Raw genomic sequence first — 20,229 nt, 5'->3', positions numbered from 1 at the left:
AATGGAAGAATGGCCTAAACATTATGACCCAAAAGAAATAGAATTAAGATGGCAAAAGATATGGTTAACAAAAGAGTATTGGGAAAAGGTATTTAGATTCAGAGATGAGGATGAGCAATCCCCAGTATTTGTGATAGATACTCCACCACCTTTTACAAGTGGAGAACTTCACATGGGTCATGCATATTGGGTTACGATAGCTGATACCATAAGTAGATTCAAAAGGTTACAAGGCTATAACGTACTTTTACCTCAAGGATGGGATACTCAAGGATTGCCCACAGAGTTAAAAGTTCAATATAAGCTTAAAGTGCCAAAAGATAATAGAGAGCTATTCTTACAGAAATGTATTGAATGGACAAACGATATGATAAGTAAAATGAAAGAGGCAATGACAAGATTAGGCTATAGACCAGAATGGGAAAAATATGAATATAAAACTTATGAACCTAATTATAGAAAGATAATACAAAGAAGCTTGTTAGATATGCATAAAATGGGATTGATAGAGCTAAGAGAAGGACCAGTATACTGGTGCCCAAAATGTGAAACCGCATTAGCACAAAGTGAAGTTGGTTATCTTGAAAAAGAAGGTCTAATCGCTTACATTAAATTCCCACTGAAAGATGGCGGAGAAGTGATTATTGCAACTACAAGACCAGAACTTTTAGGGGCTACTCAAGCAGTTGCTGTTCATCCGGAAGATGAAAGATATAAAAACTTGATAGGAAAAACCGTTATTGTTCCTATTTTCAATAAGGAAGTAAAGATAATAGCTGATGAAGCAGTAGAAAAAGATTTCGGAACTGGCGCTGTGATGATAAGCACTTACGGTGATCCACAAGATATTAAATGGCAACTAAAATATAATTTACCAGTCACAGAATTAATCGATGAAAGAGGAAGGATAAAGAATACTAATGGAATTTTAGATGGATTGAAAGTAGAAGATGCTAAAAAGAAAATGATTGAGTTACTAAAAGAGAAGGGCTATTTAATTAAAGTAGAGAAGTTTAAGCATAACGTACTTTCACATACTGAGAGAAGCGACTGTTTATCTCCCATAGAATTTCTTGTGAAAAAACAAGTATTTATAAAGACGTTGCAGTTCAAGGATAAATTACTAGAAGAGTATAAGAAAATGAAGTTTACTCCAGCTAGAATGGCATATTACTTAGAAGACTGGATAAAGAGCCTTGAATGGGATTGGAATATAAGCAGACAAAGAATTTATGGTACTCCTTTACCATTCTGGTATTGTGATAATAATCATCTAATCCCAGCTAAAGAAGAAGACCTTCCTATAGATCCAACAAAGACTAAACCACCATATGAAAAATGTCCATATTGTGGTCTTCCATTAAAACCTGTTACTGATGTAGCAGATGTATGGATAGATTCAAGCGTTACAGTTATTTATCTAACAGGATTTTATACTGATAAGGAGAAGTTCAAGAGGACATTTCCAGCTTCCTTAAGAATGCAAGGAACCGATATAATCAGAACTTGGTTGTTCTACACGTTCTTTAGGACATTAATGCTCACGGGTAATGTACCATTTAAAGAGGTTCTGATAAACGGACAAGTCTTAGGACCCGATGGAACAAGAATGAGCAAAAGTAAAGGTAACGTGGTAAATCCGCTAGACAGAGTTGATGAATTCGGAGCTGACTCCATTAGGCTGACTCTACTTGATGCGAGAATAGGAGATGATTTTCCATTTAAGTGGGAGACTGTGAAAGGAAAGAAACTGTTATTGCAAAAAATATGGAACGCAGGAAGGCTTTCGTATCCTTTTATAGGGAAAAAGAAGTTTAATAAGCCGAATGTTATCCATCCAATTGATCAATGGATTTTACAAGAACACAAGAAATTCGTAAAGAAAACAATAGAAGCTTATAACTCATATGACTTCTATACAGTAGTAGAGTCCTTATACTCATACTTCTGGGAAACTATAGCTGACGAATACTTAGAATTGATCAAGCACAGACTATTTGAAGAAGATAAATCGGTATTATACACGCTAAGCAGAATATTCAAGGATTTATTGATTTTGCTTCACCCAGTGGCACCGCATATAACGGAGGAAATCTATGGGAAACTTTATGGAGACAAAATGTCTATACTTCTGGAGTCATTACCAAACGTAGATGATATAGCAGAAGATCCTAGGATAGATACTTTAGGAAACTATATAAAAGCGACCACTTCAGCTGTAAGAACTCTAAAAATTCAGAATAGAATTCCTATGCCAGTAACTATAAATGTAAAGTTGCAAGGGCCAAAGGACTATATAGAGACTATAAAAAGCATAGAACAAGATATAAAGAAAACACTAAAGATCGAAAAAATAGATTATGAAGAGCAAAAAGAAATCAAAGCCGAACTCATTAAGTAATCAGCCCATGGGAGTTTCGTTCACCTTTTCACGCTGTTAAGATGTCATCAACATTTCAATAAACTCTTTCATCCTTTTTATACCTTCTCTTATATCGTCTTCATTAACAGCAAAGCTCAATCTAACGAATTCTTTTCCTACATCTAATGGGAAGACCTCGCCGGGTATTGTTGTAACTCCCTTTTCTTCAATTAATTTTAACGAGAAATCTTTTACATTAAGCTTACTTTTCCTAAGTACTTCCCCTATGTACGGAAACATATAAAATGCACCAGAGCTCTTATATACTTGTATACCTTTTATTTTCTTTAACTCTTCATACATTACATCACGTCTTTTTCTGAATAACGATATCATGTCTTTAACATCCTCAAAATCATTAAATGCTTCGACTGCACCTTTTTGTGCGAAACTTGTAGCACAAGTATAGATATCTGCTGCAATCGATGCCATTTTCTTTATAACATTCTCTTTTGCAACTACGTAACCTAACCTCCATCCGGTCATCGAAAAAGTTTTACTAAATCCATTAACGTAAAGCACGTAATTTCTCCATTCTGGGTCTTCTAATACACTCTTCATCTTTCCTTCATATATAAAATAGTCATAGATCTCATCTGATAGAAGAATAACTTTCTTTTCTTTAGCTATTTGCATCAGTTTCTCTATCTCAATAGGATCAAATGTCATACCGGTAGGGTTGTGAGGATTATTTAACACTATCATTTTTGTCTTCTTAGTTATTTTAGACTCAATTTCAGATAAGTTAAGAGAAAACCCTGTGTTTTCGTTAAACTTCATCTTTACATAGACCGGTACTCCTCCTAACATCTTAACTACTTCTGCATAAGAGTAGAAAGAAGGATCGAAAATTATGACCTCATCCCCTGGATTAATGTAAAGGAGAAAGGCTAAATATAATGCAGTCTTGGCACCAGGGGTTACTATTACTTCTTCTTTTTTCACTTTCTCATATCTACTACTTAAATGCTCAGCTATTTTTTGTCTTAATTCGTCAATACCATAAGCTGGGGTATACGCAGTAAATCCATCATCTAACGCTTTCTTAGCCGCATCCCTAATCTTCTTAAAAGTCGGTAAATCGGGTTGACCTATACCAAAATTAATTATCTTTATTCCTTTATTTTTCTGCACTTGTCTGGCGAAGTCTTGATATACTAAAGTCGACTCACCAGTTATACTGTTTGCCGAAGATGAAAACTGGTCTAATGACATATGAAAAAATTATATTAGTTCCTTAATTTTGTTTGGGTCTCTCATTAAGGTCGTGCCAATAAGGAAAGCATTAGCGCCAGCCTGTTTTAACTGCATGATGTCTTCTCTTGTTTTTATCCCGCTCTCAGCTATTTTAATGATGTCTTTAGGGATTAATCCAAGAAGATTTTTGACGTGTTGTGTATCTACTTCTAGGGAACTTAAGTTCCTTGAATTAATACCTATAATATTAAAATTATGTCTTAAAGCTATTTTAAGATCATCTTCATCCGTTATCTCCACAATGACTTCTAATCCAAGAGCTGTAGCATAATTGTACAAATCTACAAGCTCTTTTTCTGTTAGTATTTTTACGATTAAAAGAATTACATCTGCCCCTAAGTCATAAGCGTTATCAATTTGCTTTTCAGTGACTATAAAGTCTTTCATTAGAACTGGAATCTTAACTAAGCTAGCCACTTTTTCTAAATCAGAATAACTACCTCCAAAGTACTTTTCTTCAGTCAGTACACTTATTCCAACAGCTCCGTTTTCCTCCATAAACTTGACGTATTCTACGATATCTCTATTCTCATTTAGACCAGAAGGAGATCTTCTTTTAAATTCAGCTATTATTGGATTTCTCTTACTTTCGGTAGCCTTTATAAACCTAGAAAGGGAATAAATAGGTCTTTCTCTTACTTTCTTAACTCTTCCTCTAGCTAATGATAAGTTTACTACATCAGCTAACCAACCTTCTAAAAAGCGTGGCATCAAGTTATACTTTATTTAGGAAATTATAAAGGATTCTTCTCCCTAACGACGTACCAACACTCTCTGGATGATATTGTACACCGTATATTCTTAGCTCAGAGTGGTGTAAACCCATAATTTCTTTATCCTCGGACGAATAAGCGTCAACAATTAAAGGCTCCTTTATATTATCTACAACCAAACTATGATACCTTGTAGCTTCAAATTGTTTTGGAAGGCCATCATATATCGCTGAATTACCCACAACTTCAATTTTACTTATTTTGCCATGATATACTTTCTTAGCTTTCCTTATATTTGCACCAAAGGCATAACCAATAGCTTGATGCCCTAAACATATACCTAGAATTGGAATTCTCTTACCTAATTGCTTTATCACATCTATAACTATTCCAATATCTTCTTTTTTATCTGGAGATCCTGGGCCGGGGGAAATTATTATTCTATCCGGATTTAATCTTTCCACCCCTCTAACAGTAATCTCGTCGTTCCTTATTACTATAGGATAACTTCCTAATTCACCAATAATTTGTGCAATATTATAAACAAAACTGTCATAGTTATCAATAATCAGAGTTAAGTCCATTAAGCAACACCCATTGCAACCTTTAATGCTCTCATTTTATGTTCGGTCTCATAATACTCCATTTCTGGGATAGAGTCATAAACAATTCCGGCTCCAGCTTGAATTCTAAACAAATCCTTGTTAGCAAATGCACTACGAATAGTAATTGCAAATTCTGCATCTCCATTAGCTGATACAAATCCAACTCCTCCTGCATAAGGACCTCTTTTATAAGGCTCTAATAGCTCAATTATATTCATAGCCATTGGTTTTGGAGCCCCACTCACAGTGCCAGCCGGGAAAACAGCTTTTAAAACATCAAAAGCATTATTGTTCCTTTTTAATGTACCAACTACTTTAGTTACAATATGTTGTACATGGCTATATTTTTCTATATACATAAACTCTGGCACTTTCACAGATCCCATATAGCATACTTTTCCAATGTCATTTCTTGCAAGATCAACTAGCATTATATGTTCTGCTCTTTCTTTCTCAGAAGCTAATAGTTCTTTTTCTAATGCTAAGTCCTCTTCTGGTGTCGCTCCTCTTGGCCTTGATCCTGCTATTGGATAAGTCTCAACTATCCCATCTTGTAAACTAAATAATGTCTCAGGGCTAGAACCTATCACTTGTCTGTCATAAAATTTAAGATAATACATGTAGGGGGATGGATTTATTTTCCTTAGATTATAGTAAAAATTCATTAAATCACCCTTGTAACCATATCTTAAAAACCTAGAAATTACTACCTGGAAAGCATAGCCATTTTTTATGTAATCCAAGATGTCTGAAACTGATTTTTCAAATTCCGTTTTCCCTAAAGATTCGGTTTCAAACTCGAACTTTACGTTACCAATATCCATACACGAGAAAATCCTAGGTAACTCTCCTTCTACGTAGACTTTACCCTCTACATGATCATAAATTATTACATTTTCTGGAATGAAGAACTCCATTTGTGGCCAGTTCTCTGCCTCGGGTTTCAAATTCTTTATAGTCTCCCAATATCTAACTGAATCATAACTTGCATATCCAATCATCCCTCCCTTAAATTTGCCAGGTAAATTAAGTTGGGGGGCCTTGCTAAGAAACTTCTGAAGTACTTCTATTGGATCATAAAAAGAGTCTGTTATATCACCATAAGAGGAATTCCCTTGAATGCGGAGATATCCTCTCTTGCCCCAAGCTATTATACTATACCTAGCCTTATGCTGAGGACCTGCACCGCTTTCAAGTAATCCGGCTATGTTTTCCTCTTCGGTTATGCATTTAAAAACTTCATAGGGTTGAGCAAAGGATGTTATTGGGTAAATATCCATGGTTTCACCTTTTCTGCAATTTTAACCATCTTGCCTTGATCTTTTTTTGACTTAAACTTCTCAATACCAGACGATATATCTAACCAATAAGGTTCTAATTTCAAAAACTCATCCACGTTCTCCGGTGTTATCCCTCCTCCAATTCCGACCTTATCATGTTCCTTAACCCATTTTCTTGCGATATCAAGATTTACTTTCTCTCCTTTCTTTTCTGAGTCTATAAGCACTAAATGATTAGTTTTCTTTACTATTAAGTTAAAATATTCCTCGTATTTAGGTGAAGAAGGCACGTAAAGAATAAACTTCTTTTCTCCGTATGAAAGGGTATTTTCAAGTTCCTCTACAGTTAGAACTCTGTGGATTTGTATATAGTCAGCATTTGATTCTCTCACAATATCTTCAATTTTGCCATTCACTTTTACATTAACTACCGGTCTATCCACAAGAAGTTTTACTATGCCAATAAACTCTGGTTTGACAAATCTAGGGCTTATAGGATCTGTTACAATACCAATGAAATCAGCATATTTAGATGCAATTATAGCATCTTCTACGTGAGAAATTCCACAGAATTTTATTTTAATCAATTGTAGACACCAGGTTCATGAACTTGTTTATATCACCATTCTTTTCTACTAAAGACCTAATATGTGGAATTCCATTATCCATTAGTTGTAAAGAGTATTCGTATCCGTCTTTCAAATCTTTAACTTTTCCAATCAGATATAATGCCATAGCTGTATTGATTCCAATAAATTCCCTCGCCTCTTTATCTTTTCCTTTAAATGCCTTTAGAATTCTTATTGCAGAAGTTGTTGAATCATCTACTGTAAGCTTAGCAATTGGAACCTCTTCTTTTAAGCCAAAATCCTTGACAGAAATTGTATAATTGTCTATTTTCCCCCTTTGAATCTCATAAACATGTGTCTCTCCTTGAGGAGAAATCTCGTCAAGTGAAGGATAGCCGTTGTATAAAACTACTCTCTCATAATCTAGTTTAATAGTCGCTTCAGCTAATTTTAGTAAAAAGTCTTTGGAAAATACTCCTATCATTTGATATCTTGCAGAGGCTGGATTTGTTAGAGGACCTAAAATATTAAAAATTGTACGAATGCCTAATGTTTTTCTTACATTAGCTACATTTTTCATTGCAGGATGATAAAGCTGAGCAAAAAGGAATACGAAATTTTGTTCTTTCAATAATTTTTCTGCAATCTCTGGTTTAACGCTTATGTTGTAACCTAGAGCCTCTAATACGTCTGCACTACCAGATTTACCACTTACTGCTCTATTGCCATGTTTTGCTACTGGGAAAACTTGACTTACTAATAAGCCTACAGCTGTACTCACATTTAATGTGTTAAAACTATCTCCTCCAGTTCCAGCAGTGTCAAGTGCGTTAGGAAAGTTAATATGTAGTCCGTTTTCTCTCATTGCTTTAGCGAAACCCACTATTTCTTCAACACTTTCGTTTTTTGTTGCTAGTCCAACTAAAATCCCTGCGCTAAGAATTTCTGGTACTTCTCCTTTCATTATAGCATTTGCAATACTTCTAGCCTCTTCTTCTGACAAATTTTCTCTCCTAACAATCTTTTTTAGTAAGTCAACCGTATTCATCTAATATTCCCCTTAAAGTCTTAACAAGTTGTAATGCGGATTGAAGACCATTCTTCTCTATTTCTTCTATAAAAGCTGTTCCAATAGCTACTCCATCAGCGCCTGCACTTAGAGCTTTTCTCATATCATTAAAATCATTTAATCCAAATCCGACAACTAATTTGTTTTGTACAAGGTTTCTGACTCTTACTATGAGGGAATCTACACTTACTGGTATTGGCACACCAGTAGTGGGTCTAACTCCATAGTACAAGAATAAATCTGAAATTTTAGATACTGCAACGATTAAATTATCTGGTAATGATGGTCCAGTAAATAATACTGCTTTCACCCCTTTTTCTTTAATGCGTGAAACATAAGTCTCATAATCATCAATATAATCTATTAGTAAATCTGGGAAAAGAATCCCGTCTATACCTATTTCATGTAGAGTAGTTAAAAAGGAATCTAAGTTAGGTAAATAGTCTTCTAAATAAGTTAAAATAACAATTGGTACGCTCACTCTTTTCCTAACTTCTTTTAATGGAGATATATAATCCTTTAACCAACTTGTTACAGCCTTGTAACTTTTTCTTATCACGGGTCCGTCATATTTTGCGTATTTTGGTGGTAAACCTACTTCTAAAATATCAGTCCCAAGTTCTACGCTTTTTTCTACGAACTGATAAAAAGTCTCTAGGTTTGGATACCCTAGTGTCATATAGGTTACTAGCATTCTTTTCATTTTCCAACCCTTTTCCTAATTGAATCGTAATTTCCAAGGTCTAATAGCCCATGCCCGCTTAGATTAAACACAATTACTCTTTTCTCATTATTCTTCTTGGCTATTAATGCCTCTTCAATTACTGCTCTAATTGCATGTGCTGACTCTGGTGCTGGCACAATACCTTGAGTTTTCATAAATATTTTTGCTGCCTCATATATTTGTTCCTCCATATATTCTCTCCATTCAATAATTTTCTCTCTAACGAGCAAACTTAGAGTAGGCGCAATACCATGATATCTTAGTCCTCCAGCATATATCGATGGTGGCACATAATCTTTCCCTAGAGTTATCATCTTTACAAGTGGTAACAAACCAGCAGTATCTGGGTAATCATACTCATATCTTCCAGTGCTAAACTTAGGTATCTCTGCAGCTCCAACTGCTATAAACTTCTTACCTTTTTTGGCTCCAATAAATGGATATACAAACCCACCAAAGTTACTTCCCCCTCCTACACACCCTATTAGCGTATCTGGCTCTTCTCCTAGCTCGTCAAGTTGAGCTATAGTTTCCATTCCTATAACAGATTGATGAAGTAAAACTACGTCAAGTACGCTACCGACAAGATATCTATAATTGTGATCTAAAGCATATTCAATAGCTTCACTCATTGCCACTCCTAATGAGCCAGGGTGGTTAGGATTCTCTTTTAATACCTTTCTTCCAAACTCTGTTAAATCAGTTGGACTTGCATAGACTTCCCCACCATAAAGCTCCATTATTGTCTTTCTCATAGGTTTTTGCTCATAACTTACTTTCACCATGAATATTGTTGATGTCAAATCATACATTGATGCTGCTAGGGCTACTGCAGTACCCCATTGTCCAGCTCCAGTCTCGGTTACTACATGAGAATTCCCTTCTTCTGACGCAAAATACGCTTGTGGTATAGCGGTATTTATCTTATGAGAACCGGTTGGTGTTGCTCCTTCATATTTGAAATAGATTTTTGCTGGTGTACCTAAATATTCTTCAAGTCTTTTAGCTCTCATTAATGGGGTTGGTCTTCCTATAACTTCATATCTGTCTCTTACCTCTTCGGGTATCTTTATAAATCTCTCGATAGTGAATTGTTGTCTTAAAACTTCCTTTGGCAAAATCTTCTTTAATAATTCAATTCTTGAGAATTCTGCATCTGGAGGATCTCTTGGTGGAGGTAAAGGCTTAGGCAAATCTGGTATTACATTATACCAATACTTTGGTAGTAGATCTGAATTTACCATTGGTGCAACAAAAACACCTAATAGACTAAAAACCCATCTGACTTATAAGTTTTGATGGTCTCATAGTGTATCAAAACCGTCAAACTCTCCTTTATATTCACAAAATCTATAATCTATCTTTTCAACTCTAGATAAAGGTGGGCCGCGCTTTATGTATTCTAATAATTTCTGTAAAGCTTCTTCATAACCTTCTGCTATAACCTCTACCGTTCCGTCTTCGAGGTTTTTTGCATACCCCTTAACCCCAAGTCTAACGGCATGAATTTGAACATATCTCCTAAAGCCTACACCTTGAACCATTCCATAAACCCTTACATACATCCTTCTTAGCATAAAATCACCTCAGAGTCGCTCCACTTCTTCATCAATCTGTTAATTTTTTTCATCACGCGGTATATTTTATTAACTACTTTTCTTGTTTAAAAACATATGATTAGAGTAGCAATAGCTGGTCTAGGAAATTGTGCATCAATGTTAATTCAAGGAATTGAATATTATAAGCAAAAAGGAGATAATTACTATGAAGGACTTATAACTCCTATAATAGGAAATTATAAGGTTACCGACATTGAAATAGTTGCTGCTTTTGATGTTTCAAAGAACAAAATTGGAAAAGATATAAGTGAAGCAATATTCGAAAAACCAAACATAACACCAAAGATAGTCGATATGGAGAGAAAAGGAGTGAAAGTTAAACCTGGACCGGTTCTTGATGGTGTAGCTAATCATATGAAAGATGTATTTAATCCTAGTAAGAATGGTACAACAGAAAGTGTAATTCAAGAATTAAAGGATAGTAAAGCGGAAATTCTCATTAATTTGCTACCAGTAGGAAGTGAGCAAGCTAGTAGAGAATATGCAAAAGCTGCATTGGAAGCGAATGTTGCATTCATTAACGCAATTCCTGTTTTCATAGCAAGTGATCCAACGGGTAAATTCCCTCAGATGTTTAAAGAGAAAAACTTACCAATAGCTGGAGACGATATAAAGGGACAAGTAGGTGCTACAATTCTTCACAGAACTTTAACCTCACTATTTAGGCTAAGAGGAGTAAAAGTGGAAGAAACTTATCAGTTAAACGTAGGAGGAAATACTGACTTCTTAAACATGAAAACTGAAGAAAGACTTTACTCAAAAAGGATAAGCAAAACTAAAGCAGTTACAAGCACACTTAATGATAATAATTACTTGGAAAAAGAAGGAAAAATTAGAATAGGACCTTCAGACTACGTACCTTTCTTAGGAAATACAAAAGTAGCATATATATATGTAAAAGGATCTGGGTTTGGAGGAATGCCGATAAAAATTGAAGCCTCATTAGAGGTAGACGACAAATCCAATTGTGCAGCCGTTCTTTCTGACGTTACTAGAGCAGTAAAAGTTGCATTAGATAGAAAAATAGGAGGGCCATTAGTTGAAGTTTCTGCATTCTACTTTAAACATCCACCAATACAGGCTAAAGATGATGAAGAAGCCTACAGATGGTTTAGGAAATTCCTTGAAATGTGAAATTTGTGAAGAAAGAGAAGAAAAGTATACTTGTAAAATTTGTGGTAGGAGAGTCTGCGAAGAGGATTACCTAAAAGTAAAAGAGATTTGTAGAGTATGTGAGATGAGTCTCTGTGAAATCTGCAAAATAAATCTTGCTATTGGAAAATGTGAAAAATGTGGTAGAATTATTTGTGAAGAATGTACCGCATATTTTGATGGCACAAGAAGAATATGTAAAGAGTGTTTTACTTCTTTTTCTTAAGACCTTCTAGCATAATCTTCTGTTCTATCGAAGCTACATGCCTTCTCACTTGAACTACTGCATCTGGGTTAACACTTATACTATCGATCCCTTGCCTAACTAAGAAGTCTACTACTTCTGGATAGACACTTGGTGCTTGTCCGCATATTGATACAGTCTTACCGTATTTATGAGCGGTCTTAATCAGTTTCTTTATAGACTCTAATACAGCAGGATCTCTCTCGTCATAGTAACCCATCCTTGCTAAAAGGTCTGAATCTCTATCAACACCTAGAGTTAATTGTGCAAGATCGTTACTGCCTATGCTAAACCCATCAACAATCTGAGAGAACTTATCAGCTAATACAATAACAGAAGGCACTTCTGCCATAACCCACACCTTGAAGTCTTGCCCTCTTCTTAAACCTTCATCTTCCATAATCTTAATAGCCTTCTCCAATTCCCAAGTTGTTCTTACAAACGGGAACATAACCCAGACGTTCTTTAATCCCATCTCTTCCCTAACTTTTCTAATAGCTCTAACCTCTAATCTAAATGCTGGTTCATATTGAGGACTAACATATCTAGATACTCCTCTCCATCCTATCATTGGGTTTCTTTCTTCCGGTTCAAATTCTTCTCCGCCAATTAACCTCTTATATTCATTAGTCTTAAAATCAGAAAATCTGACTACAACAGGTCTTGGATATATTGCTGATGCTACTAATGATATCCCTTCTGCAAGCTTATCTACAAATACTTGTGGTTGACCAGTCTTTATTAAATATAGAGGATGATACTTTATCCATTCGCTTACTATAAATTCTATTCTCATTAAACCTATTCCATCAAACGGTAAATCAAGATATTTATGAACAATATCAGGCTGACCTAAATTCATGTAGATTTTAGTTGCTGTAACAGGATATAAACTGAGTAAGACATCTCTACTAATTCCACTAACTGCTGTTGTTGTCTGCTGGGCAGTAGTTGTCTCTTCTTTATGTTCAGTTTCGAATGTTAATTTCCCTTCATATATTATACCTCTAATGGCGTCGACTGTAATCTCTTGTCCGTCCTTAATAACCTTAGTAGCGTTACCCGTTCCTACAACTGCAGGAATCCCTAACTCTCTGGACACTATTGCAGCGTGACTTGTCATCCCTCCCTCATCGGTAACAATTGCTGAGGCAATTTTCATTACTGGAACCCAATCTGGATCAGTCATTCTTGTAACCAAAATATCGCCTTTTTCGAATTCCTTTGCGTCTTTTACATCAAGAATAACTCTTGCTTTTCCATATGCTATACCGGGACTAGCAGGTAGTCCTCTCGTTAATATTTTTCCGACACCAAGTTTTACTTCCTCTTTCTTCTCTTCTTTCTGTTTACTCGTCCAATAGGTCTCTGGTCTAGCTTGTACTATAAATACATTATCTGGGAATTGTATATCGGCATCTATGGCCCACTCAATATCCATAGGTCTGCCATAATGCTGTTCTATTTTCAATGCTAATTTTGCTAGTTCTATTGCCTCTTCATCTGTGATTGACATCTTATCTGCTTCTTCTCCAGTTAAGTTTATGATAACATTTTCTCTTTTCTCTCTATCATAAACAATTTTCAAAATTTTATGGGATACTTTCTTTTCAACTATCTTTAGGGACGGCTTTTCAATCAAAACTTCGTCTGGCGTTACTTTACCACTTACAACAGCTTCTCCTAATCCCCAGCTGGCCTCAATCATAATATAGTTTCTATCTCCAGTAGCTGGATGTAAAGTAAACATAACTCCAGCTGCTTTTGAATTAACCATTTTTTGAACAACAACTGCCATCTCAACTGTTACTTGGTTAATGCCCTTAGATCTTCTATATGAAATTGCCCTTACAGAATATAAACTAGCCCATACTTTTTTAACTGCATTAATTAATTCATCTCTTGTAACGTTTAAGTAAGTATCTTGTTGCCCAGCAAAGCTTGCAGACTCTATATCCTCTGCAGTTGCAGAAGATCTAACAGCAACAAGAATCTCTTTTCCAACCATTTTAGCTAAACTATCGTAAGCGAAAAGGATTTGATCGCGTAAATCATGAGGAATTTCTCCATCTAAGACCAATTTCTTTATTTTTTCACTTATAACTTCATCGTCTTTTTCTTGTTCAAGTAGTTCCCTAATTTTTTCATCTAATTTATTATATGAAATGAAATACTTATACGCTTGAGAAGTTATAACAAAACCAGGGGGTACTCTTATTCCCATTGATATTAATTCTCCTAAATTAGCTCCCTTACCTCCTGCTATATTAATCATATCTTTTCTTATATTTTTAAGATCGACCACAAGAGCGCCTTCAATAAGGGAAGAATCCAAATTTGTCTCCCAATAAAAAATACGACTTATACATTAAAAAATGTTTTTGACTCTTCAAAAAACCTAAATACAATTGATTATTTTTGATTTTCGTTAGTTTTTTGTGCAGACGTTGAAGTGACAAACGATGGTAACGAGGGGAATTTCTCTTTCATTCTTTGCTCTGCTACAGTTGATGCTTCATCCAATATCTTTCTTGCTTCTGGTGATGTTATTGTGTAATCAACACCCGAACCAGTGAATTCACCAGCTTCTATTACAACTTCTTGTAATCCGTCCTCTAGTTCTCCTAATTCCACGGAAAGTTCTGGCATAACTCCCTTCATAGCTTGCCTTAATTCTCTAACTACCCCTAACACTGGGATTATTGAAGTAAATACATCTCCTAATTCGCTTACTGTTTCTAATCTCAACTCAACTTGCTCTAAAGCAATCTGTGTAGTTAGCAACTGTTTTGTGACTTTTCTTATTTCAGCGATCTCATTTGCGTACATTGAAGCCCTAGCAGTATCTTTATTCATCTGAGCTTCAACTACTTTTTCAAATAATACTCTATCTCTCTCTTGAAGTTTTGAGATGTAAACATCGAGTCTGCTTATAGTAGTCTTTAACCTATAATGGGCCATTATTAGTCTATATCTTAAAGGTTGCTGTGGTTTGAAGAGAGACTTTACTTTTTCAGCTATACTTGGCTCTTGCTTTCCTCCGCTCCAATTCCTTACAAAATCGTCTACGCCAGCCATTTTACTCAATTTATCCATTGAATACAAAATCCTTATAAACAAGGAAACCAAATAATACTAATGAAGAGAGTGATTTCTAATGCGTCAAATTGATGTAAGCTTACAAGACGGATCATTAGTACTAACCAATAAAAGCAATAAAAAAGTTCTAATAAAGACGATCATCCTTCATTATCAAGTAACAGTTATTACAGTAGAAGAACAGAGAACTACTAGATCGATAAGCGAAGAAAGAGAGATAGAAAAAGAGCTAAAGCCAAATGAAAAAATACAAATACAAAACGTGCTCCCAGAGATAAAAATGGTTAGCGTTATTTATACTGTAGATGATAGAACGCTCAGAGACGATTTTGAGATTTAATTTTTTCCCATAAAGGCGTGATCTTTTTCACTGTATTTTCATCACTAGTTAGCTCTTCTGGCCATTCTTTACCAAGTTCCTCTTTAAATTTTCTAGTAGCGTCTATCCCGATCTTACTACCTAATGGAGGATAAGGGGTTGTATGATCTAAGGAGTCTGTTATAACGTTATCTACTATAAGTACATCCCTTTTAGGATCTACAGTAGTAGAAATTGCATATAGTACTTGATTTAAATCTTGGACATTAACATCTGAATCTACAATAATAACCATCTTTAACAAACTAAGTTGACCTAACCCCCATATACTCATCATAGTCTTTTTAGCTTGTCCAGGATAGCGTTTCTTTATGGAGAAAATTCCAATCCCGGTAAATAATCCATACTCTGGTAAATTCATATCCACAATCTCTGGGATAAGCATTCTGATAAACGGCATGAATAGTCTGTCAACAGCTTTGCCAATCCATGCATCTTCTAAAGGGGGTTTACCCACGGAAGTAGCATGAAATATAGGATTTTCTCTAGCATAAGCTCTTTCTATCTTAAACACCGGGTAATAATCTGGAGGAGTATAGTAACCTAGGTGGTCGCCAAAAGGCCCTTCAAGCCTCACATCATTTATATCAACGTAGCCTTCAAAAACAGTTTCAGCCGAAGACGGAACAAGTAAACCGTTATCGAGTTCATGAACTGAAACGCCTTCATTACGTAGTATACCTGCAAACAGATACTTATCTAATCCAGGAGGGACTGGAGAAGCCGCTACAAATGCCAATATAGGATCGACACCATTCACTATAGCTGCAGGAATTTTAGTAATCCCTCTTTCTTTATATTTAAATGAGGTAAGCGCACCTCTTTTTAATGCCTGCCAATGTACAATAGCTTCCTTTTCATTTAGTAACTGTATTCTATAAACACTCAGATTATGGACACCAGTATCTGGATCTTTAGTTATTAAAATGGAAAAAGTCAAATATCTACCAGCATCCTTTGGCCAAGTTTTAAGTGCAGGTATTTTGTTAAAATCTAAATTTGCTTCCTTAAATTCAGGTTTCTTACTTTTAGGAAGAAGTTTACCAAGCTTCAACATATCAAATAGACTTCTGATCTTCCCAGAAAAACTAAGAGGCATAGCTCCAAGCATATTCTCTAGAAAAGAAGCAGTTACTTCTTCTAAGTTGTTTGTGTTAAAAAGTTCATAGAAAGCTTCTATTGAATAGTAAATATTAGTAATTACAGACCAGTTAGGGTAACCTTTTACGTTTTTAAATAGTAGAGGAGGTAAGTGACTATATGTAGCTCTTCTAGATATTTCAGCAATCTCAAGTATAGGATCCACTTCGTCATTAATTTCGATAATTTTTTTCTTTGAACGCATGAAATTTATATATTCACGCAAATCATCAAACGCCATTTTTAATCACTAAGATAATACACATAAGATAAAGCTTATAATTTAGTATACAAAAGAGCTTAACGTTAGTGGTGAGCTATAGTTGGAAACATGCAAGGACATCTAAAATGCTTAGATTGTGGAACAGAATATCCAATTGAACAAGATCTCATAACATGCCCCAGATGTGGAGGATTACTCGAAATAATACTAGAACCTAAAAAAGATTTCTCCTTTAACAAGTTAAAAGGAAAAGGAGTATGGAGATATAAAGAATTAATTGCTGGTGAATACAAGGAAATAGTAAGCCTTAATGAAGGAAATACGCCATTAATAAAGTCTGCGTATAACTCTAATTTGTACTTTAAATTTGAAGGGGCAAATCCAACTGGGAGCTTTAAAGATAGAGGAATGACAGTAGCGATAAGCTCAGCAAAATCACTTAATTATAAAGTAGTCGTAGCTGCGTCTACTGGCAATACTGCAGCGTCCGCTGCTGCCTATGCTAGTAGGGCCTCTTTAAGGAGCTATATAGTTTTACCTAAAGGCAAAGTAGCTATAGGTAAACTAGCTCAATCAATTCTTTACGGTACAACGATATTAGAAGTTGATGGTAGCTTTGATATCGCAATGAATAGCGTAATGAGATTGTATAAAGAGCTAAAAATAGTTTATCCATTAAATTCATTTAACCCATGGAGACTTGAAGGACAAAAGACCATAGCTTTCGAGATAACTGAAGATATAGGCGTACCAGATAATGTAATAGTACCAGTAGGTAATGCTGGAAATATTTATGCTATTTGGAAAGGATTCACAGAGTTGATGAGCATGGGAATAATAGATAAAGTTCCTAGAATGATAGGAATACAAGCTGAGGGGGCTGCCCCCATAGCAAAAGCAATAGAAAAAGGATTAGACAAACCAGAGTTTGTAGATTCGCCAGAAACTGTAGCTTCTGCAATAAGAATAGGAAAACCAGTAAATTGGAAAAAAGCAATAAAGGCAATAAGATCTTCTAATGGATTTGCAACCTATGTGTCAGATTCTGAAATTCTTGAAGCACAAAAAGAATTAGCGAGAAAAGAGGGAATAGGCGCAGAACCCGCTTCAGTAGCTTCTTACGCAGGTTACTTGAAACTTCTAAAAGAAGGTAAAATAGATAAAAATGAAAAAACGGTCCTAATTCTAACAGGACATGCACTAAAAGACCCTGATGCCATGACCAAGGCGGAAGCTAGAAGAATATTAGTTAACCCAGAACATATAAGCGAGATAATTCTAGGTGATCTAAAATGAAAGTGATTAAAATAGGTGGATCAATTCAAAAAGATGAAAAAGATTATGAATTAATCCTAGAAAAGTTAAGAAAAGAAATAGATAGTAATGATAAAAATATTATAGTTACATCTGCAATAAAGAACGTAACTAATCAGCTCTTAGAAATCATAAAGAACATGGATAAATCGATGGATATTATTACTGATATTTATGATAGACACATAAGATTGTTATCAAAGCTATCGAACGGAATTGAATTTGAAAGAACATTTAAAGAGTTATCAAAGCTATCAGATGAATTATACAAAATAGCCTGGTCAATTAGAGTAATAGATGAAGTAACCCCTAAAGTAAAGGATTATATTTTATCATTTGGAGAAAGATTTGCAGTTGCACTACTTTCAACTTTCTTAAAATCAAATGGTATCTCGTCTACGTATATTTCTGAACCAGTATTAATTACTGATGAAAATTTCGGCGAGGCAAACGTTCTGTTTTCACAGTCTAAAGAGAATTTGCTAAAGAAGATAGATGGAATAAAAGAGAATGTAATAGTGGTGCCAGGTTTTATTGGCAAAAGTATGAATAACAAATACACGACAATAGGACGTGGAGGAAGCGATTATTCGGCTACAGTAGTAGGAAAGATACTGGGAGTAAAAGAAGTAAAACTAATAACTGAAGTTCCAGGGATAATGACAGCCGATCCTAAAAAGATTCCAGAAGCGAAAACAATACCTAGGTTATCACTAGAGGAAGCCATAGAGTTGTCTCAATTAGGAGCTAAAAAATTGCATCCTAGAACATTTGATCCTATATTTAATACAGATATAAAAGTAGTGATTGAGGGACTATATGAAGAAGGGAATACGGTAATTGAAGGGAGTTGCACAAAAGAGGATACATTAAAAGGTATAGCTACAAAAAACAACCTTGAACTAATTACAATAGAAAGTACAAATATTGTAGGTAAAATAGGTTCTGCAGCAGCTATAATGACTGAAGCACGGAACTCTGACGTTAACATAATAGCAATTTCACAGCCAGTATCAGAAACAGTTATCCAACTAGTAATAGATTCGGAAGATAAGAACAGATTAATGGAAGGACTAACAAGGCTAAGTAATCTAATAGAAGATATTCAGTCAAGGAAAGTCAGTGCAATAAGCATAGTTGGCTGTGGATTAAGAAACAAAGAAATTTCCTCAAAAGTGATAAGCAAAGCTTCTCCTTTAGACCCATTATTTATTTCTAGAGGATTAAAAGGTGTTAGCTTAACATTTATAGTTGATGAAAAAGATGAGAATGAATTAGCAAAAGAACTTCATGAGGCGGTTTTAGAATGGCAGACAAAATAAAAGTCTCTTTACTTGGTTCTACTGGAATGGTAGGACAAAAAATGGTAAAGATGTTAGCAAAACATCCTTACTTAGAACTAGTTAAAGTTAGTGCATCACCATCAAAAATAGGGAAAAAGTATAAGGATGCAGTAAAATGGGTTGAACAAGGGGACATACCAGAAGAAGTCCAAGATTTACCAATTGTTTCGACAAACTATGAAGACCATAAAGATGTAGATGTTGTTCTTTCAGCATTACCTAATGAATTAGCCGAGACGATAGAGCTTGATCTAGTTAAAAATGGTAAAATAGTTGTATCAAATGCTAGTCCATTCAGAATGGATCCTGATGTCCCATTGTTAAACCCTGAAGTAAATTGGGAACATTTGGAGCTCCTCAAGATCCAAAGAGAGAAAAAGGGATGGAAAGGACTGTTAGTTAAAAATCCAAATTGTACGGCAGCAATCATGTCAATGCCATTAAAACCGTTACTTGACATAGCGCAAAGATCTAAGATCTTGATAAATACGTTACAAGCTGTAAGCGGTGCAGGATATAATGGGATATCTTTTATGTCGATAGAAGGGAATATTATACCTTACATAAAGGGAGAAGAAGATAAAATAGCCAAAGAATTAACAAAGCTGAATGGGAAATTCGAAAATAATCAAATTATACCAGCTAAACTTGACTCTAGTGTTACCTCGATAAGGGTGCCTACAAGAGTAGGACACATGGGAATAATAAACATAATTACAGAAGAAAAAATTAACATTGAGGAAATAAAGAAAACTTTAAAGAATTTTAAATCCTTCCCACAACAAAAGAATCTACCAACTGCACCTAAACAGCCGATAATAGTTAGAGAAGAAGAAGACAGACCACAGCCAATAATAGATGTAGGTGCAGAAAACGGAATGGCAGTTAGTGTTGGAAGAATAAGACACGAAAACAACGTTTTAAGATTAGTAGTCTTAGGGGATAATCTGATTAGGGGGGCTGCAGGTATAACTATATTAACAGTAGAAGTAATGAGAGAATTAGGGTACATTTAATGCTAAAAATTGATTTTCATACACATACTTTTTATAGTGATGGTAAAGAATCCCCTCAAAC

General features: G+C 35.0%; 19 protein-coding genes. 7 read left to right on the top strand and 12 right to left on the bottom strand.

Annotated elements, in window-relative coordinates; all coding sequences use genetic code 11:
• Position 1: 1 nt before the first annotated feature.
• Positions 2 to 2,401 (top strand): valine--tRNA ligase, encoded by a 2,400-nt coding sequence (locus AC3OCB_RS06950; protein ID WP_498341956.1) that lies wholly within the window; start codon positions 2 to 4, stop codon positions 2,399 to 2,401.
• A gap of 36 nt (positions 2,402 to 2,437) precedes the next feature.
• Here the strand turns inward: AC3OCB_RS06950 and AC3OCB_RS06945 are convergent, their stop codons facing one another.
• Genes AC3OCB_RS06945 through AC3OCB_RS06905 form a run of 9 tightly spaced genes read right to left on the bottom strand, consistent with a single transcriptional unit; the run spans position 2,438 to position 10,216 of the window.
• Entirely contained in the window at positions 2,438 to 3,637 is a 1,200-nt protein-coding gene (locus tag AC3OCB_RS06945; protein ID WP_498341621.1) for a pyridoxal phosphate-dependent aminotransferase, read from the bottom strand.
• A gap of 9 nt (positions 3,638 to 3,646) precedes the next feature.
• Entirely contained in the window at positions 3,647 to 4,390 is a 744-nt protein-coding gene (trpC, locus tag AC3OCB_RS06940; RefSeq protein ID WP_498341620.1) for an indole-3-glycerol phosphate synthase TrpC, read from the bottom strand.
• Between the two features lie 4 nt (positions 4,391 to 4,394).
• Entirely contained in the window at positions 4,395 to 4,976 is a 582-nt protein-coding gene (locus AC3OCB_RS06935; protein ID WP_498341619.1) for an anthranilate synthase component II, read from the bottom strand.
• Positions 4,976 to 6,277, bottom strand: coding sequence for an anthranilate synthase component I (locus AC3OCB_RS06930; RefSeq protein ID WP_498341618.1), 1,302 nt, complete (start codon positions 6,275 to 6,277; stop codon positions 4,976 to 4,978). The genes AC3OCB_RS06935 and AC3OCB_RS06930 overlap by 1 nt, the downstream gene beginning before the upstream one ends.
• Complete coding sequence (locus tag AC3OCB_RS06925; protein WP_498341617.1) at positions 6,259 to 6,864, bottom strand: phosphoribosylanthranilate isomerase; 606 nt, start codon at positions 6,862 to 6,864, stop codon at positions 6,259 to 6,261. The genes AC3OCB_RS06930 and AC3OCB_RS06925 overlap by 19 nt, the downstream gene beginning before the upstream one ends.
• Positions 6,857 to 7,894 carry an anthranilate phosphoribosyltransferase gene (gene trpD, locus AC3OCB_RS06920; protein ID WP_498341616.1) on the bottom strand — a complete coding sequence of 346 codons (1,038 nt, stop codon included), beginning with the start codon at positions 7,892 to 7,894 and terminating at the stop codon, positions 6,857 to 6,859. Before trpD ends, AC3OCB_RS06925 begins: the two co-directional genes overlap by 8 nt.
• Complete coding sequence (gene trpA / locus AC3OCB_RS06915) at positions 7,881 to 8,618, bottom strand: tryptophan synthase subunit alpha (RefSeq protein ID WP_498341615.1); 738 nt, start codon at positions 8,616 to 8,618, stop codon at positions 7,881 to 7,883. The genes trpD and trpA overlap by 14 nt, the downstream gene beginning before the upstream one ends.
• Positions 8,615 to 9,883 (bottom strand): TrpB-like pyridoxal phosphate-dependent enzyme, encoded by a 1,269-nt coding sequence (locus tag AC3OCB_RS06910; protein WP_498341614.1) that lies wholly within the window; start codon positions 9,881 to 9,883, stop codon positions 8,615 to 8,617. Before AC3OCB_RS06910 ends, trpA begins: the two co-directional genes overlap by 4 nt.
• A 60-nt stretch (positions 9,884 to 9,943) precedes the next feature.
• The gene (locus tag AC3OCB_RS06905; RefSeq protein WP_498341613.1) at positions 9,944 to 10,216 is read right to left on the bottom strand and encodes an acylphosphatase; all 273 of its coding nucleotides are present in this window, start codon (positions 10,214 to 10,216) and stop codon (positions 9,944 to 9,946) included.
• Positions 10,217 to 10,312: 96 nt separating this feature from the next.
• On the opposite strand from AC3OCB_RS06905, the gene AC3OCB_RS06900 reads away from it, so the two are divergent.
• Together AC3OCB_RS06900 and AC3OCB_RS06895 are read left to right on the top strand one after the other, a co-directional pair.
• Positions 10,313 to 11,392, top strand: coding sequence for an inositol-3-phosphate synthase (locus AC3OCB_RS06900; protein ID WP_498341611.1), 1,080 nt, complete (start codon positions 10,313 to 10,315; stop codon positions 11,390 to 11,392).
• The gene (locus AC3OCB_RS06895; protein WP_498341610.1) at positions 11,349 to 11,636 is read left to right on the top strand and encodes a hypothetical protein; all 288 of its coding nucleotides are present in this window, start codon (positions 11,349 to 11,351) and stop codon (positions 11,634 to 11,636) included. Before AC3OCB_RS06900 ends, AC3OCB_RS06895 begins: the two co-directional genes overlap by 44 nt.
• Here the strand turns inward: AC3OCB_RS06895 and ppsA are convergent.
• Entirely contained in the window at positions 11,620 to 13,989 is a 2,370-nt protein-coding gene (gene ppsA, locus AC3OCB_RS06890) for a pyruvate, water dikinase (RefSeq protein WP_498341609.1), read from the bottom strand. The genes AC3OCB_RS06895 and ppsA overlap by 17 nt on opposite strands.
• Positions 13,990 to 14,066: 77 nt before the next feature.
• Positions 14,067 to 14,732, bottom strand: coding sequence for a cell division protein CdvB1/B2 (gene cdvB1/B2, locus AC3OCB_RS06885; protein ID WP_498341608.1), 666 nt, complete (start codon positions 14,730 to 14,732; stop codon positions 14,067 to 14,069).
• A gap of 79 nt (positions 14,733 to 14,811) precedes the next feature.
• Between cdvB1/B2 and AC3OCB_RS06880 the strand changes: the two genes are divergently transcribed.
• On the top strand, positions 14,812 to 15,093 hold the full coding sequence (locus tag AC3OCB_RS06880) for a hypothetical protein (RefSeq protein WP_498341607.1): 282 nt from the start codon (positions 14,812 to 14,814) through the stop codon (positions 15,091 to 15,093).
• On the opposite strand, the gene AC3OCB_RS06875 is transcribed toward AC3OCB_RS06880, so the two are convergent.
• Positions 15,071 to 16,513 carry a UbiD family decarboxylase gene (locus AC3OCB_RS06875; RefSeq protein WP_498341606.1) on the bottom strand — a complete coding sequence of 481 codons (1,443 nt, stop codon included), beginning with the start codon at positions 16,511 to 16,513 and terminating at the stop codon, positions 15,071 to 15,073. The genes AC3OCB_RS06880 and AC3OCB_RS06875 overlap by 23 nt on opposite strands.
• 90 nt (positions 16,514 to 16,603) lie before the next feature.
• Between AC3OCB_RS06875 and thrC the strand changes: the two genes are divergently transcribed.
• From thrC to asd, 3 genes are read left to right on the top strand one after another with little or no spacing between them, the layout of a single operon-like run.
• Entirely contained in the window at positions 16,604 to 17,791 is a 1,188-nt protein-coding gene (gene thrC / locus AC3OCB_RS06870) for a threonine synthase (RefSeq protein WP_498341605.1), read from the top strand.
• The gene (locus AC3OCB_RS06865) at positions 17,788 to 19,131 is read left to right on the top strand and encodes an aspartate kinase (protein ID WP_498341603.1); all 1,344 of its coding nucleotides are present in this window, start codon (positions 17,788 to 17,790) and stop codon (positions 19,129 to 19,131) included. Before thrC ends, AC3OCB_RS06865 begins: the two co-directional genes overlap by 4 nt.
• Positions 19,116 to 20,168 (top strand): aspartate-semialdehyde dehydrogenase, encoded by a 1,053-nt coding sequence (asd, locus tag AC3OCB_RS06860; RefSeq protein WP_498341602.1) that lies wholly within the window; start codon positions 19,116 to 19,118, stop codon positions 20,166 to 20,168. The genes AC3OCB_RS06865 and asd overlap by 16 nt, the downstream gene beginning before the upstream one ends.
• Positions 20,169 to 20,229: the final 61 nt, after the last annotated feature.

Source organism: Sulfurisphaera sp., assembly GCF_059755235.1.
The sequence above is the reverse complement of the archived record's forward strand: the minus strand, read 5'-3'. Positions and strand labels throughout refer to the sequence as shown.

Coding starts and splice junctions, on each gene's coding strand:
- AC3OCB_RS06950 (WP_498341956.1), top strand. CDS start 2: ATGGAAGAATGGCCTAAACATTATGACCCAAAAGAAATAGAATTAAGA.
- cdvB1/B2 (WP_498341608.1), bottom strand. CDS start 14,732: ATGGCTGGCGTAGACGATTTTGTAAGGAATTGGAGCGGAGGAAAGCAA.
- AC3OCB_RS06935 (WP_498341619.1), bottom strand. CDS start 4,976: ATGGACTTAACTCTGATTATTGATAACTATGACAGTTTTGTTTATAAT.
- AC3OCB_RS06905 (WP_498341613.1), bottom strand. CDS start 10,216: ATGCTAAGAAGGATGTATGTAAGGGTTTATGGAATGGTTCAAGGTGTA.
- AC3OCB_RS06880 (WP_498341607.1), top strand. CDS start 14,812: ATGCGTCAAATTGATGTAAGCTTACAAGACGGATCATTAGTACTAACC.
- trpC (WP_498341620.1), bottom strand. CDS start 4,390: ATGCCACGCTTTTTAGAAGGTTGGTTAGCTGATGTAGTAAACTTATCA.
- trpD (WP_498341616.1), bottom strand. CDS start 7,894: ATGAATACGGTTGACTTACTAAAAAAGATTGTTAGGAGAGAAAATTTG.
- AC3OCB_RS06875 (WP_498341606.1), bottom strand. CDS start 16,513: ATGGCGTTTGATGATTTGCGTGAATATATAAATTTCATGCGTTCAAAG.
- trpA (WP_498341615.1), bottom strand. CDS start 8,618: ATGAAAAGAATGCTAGTAACCTATATGACACTAGGGTATCCAAACCTA.
- AC3OCB_RS06910 (WP_498341614.1), bottom strand. CDS start 9,883: ATGGTAAATTCAGATCTACTACCAAAGTATTGGTATAATGTAATACCA.
- asd (WP_498341602.1), top strand. CDS start 19,116: ATGGCAGACAAAATAAAAGTCTCTTTACTTGGTTCTACTGGAATGGTA.
- thrC (WP_498341605.1), top strand. CDS start 16,604: ATGCAAGGACATCTAAAATGCTTAGATTGTGGAACAGAATATCCAATT.
- AC3OCB_RS06945 (WP_498341621.1), bottom strand. CDS start 3,637: ATGTCATTAGACCAGTTTTCATCTTCGGCAAACAGTATAACTGGTGAG.
- AC3OCB_RS06900 (WP_498341611.1), top strand. CDS start 10,313: ATGATTAGAGTAGCAATAGCTGGTCTAGGAAATTGTGCATCAATGTTA.
- AC3OCB_RS06930 (WP_498341618.1), bottom strand. CDS start 6,277: ATGGATATTTACCCAATAACATCCTTTGCTCAACCCTATGAAGTTTTT.
- AC3OCB_RS06865 (WP_498341603.1), top strand. CDS start 17,788: ATGAAAGTGATTAAAATAGGTGGATCAATTCAAAAAGATGAAAAAGAT.
- AC3OCB_RS06895 (WP_498341610.1), top strand. CDS start 11,349: ATGAAGAAGCCTACAGATGGTTTAGGAAATTCCTTGAAATGTGAAATT.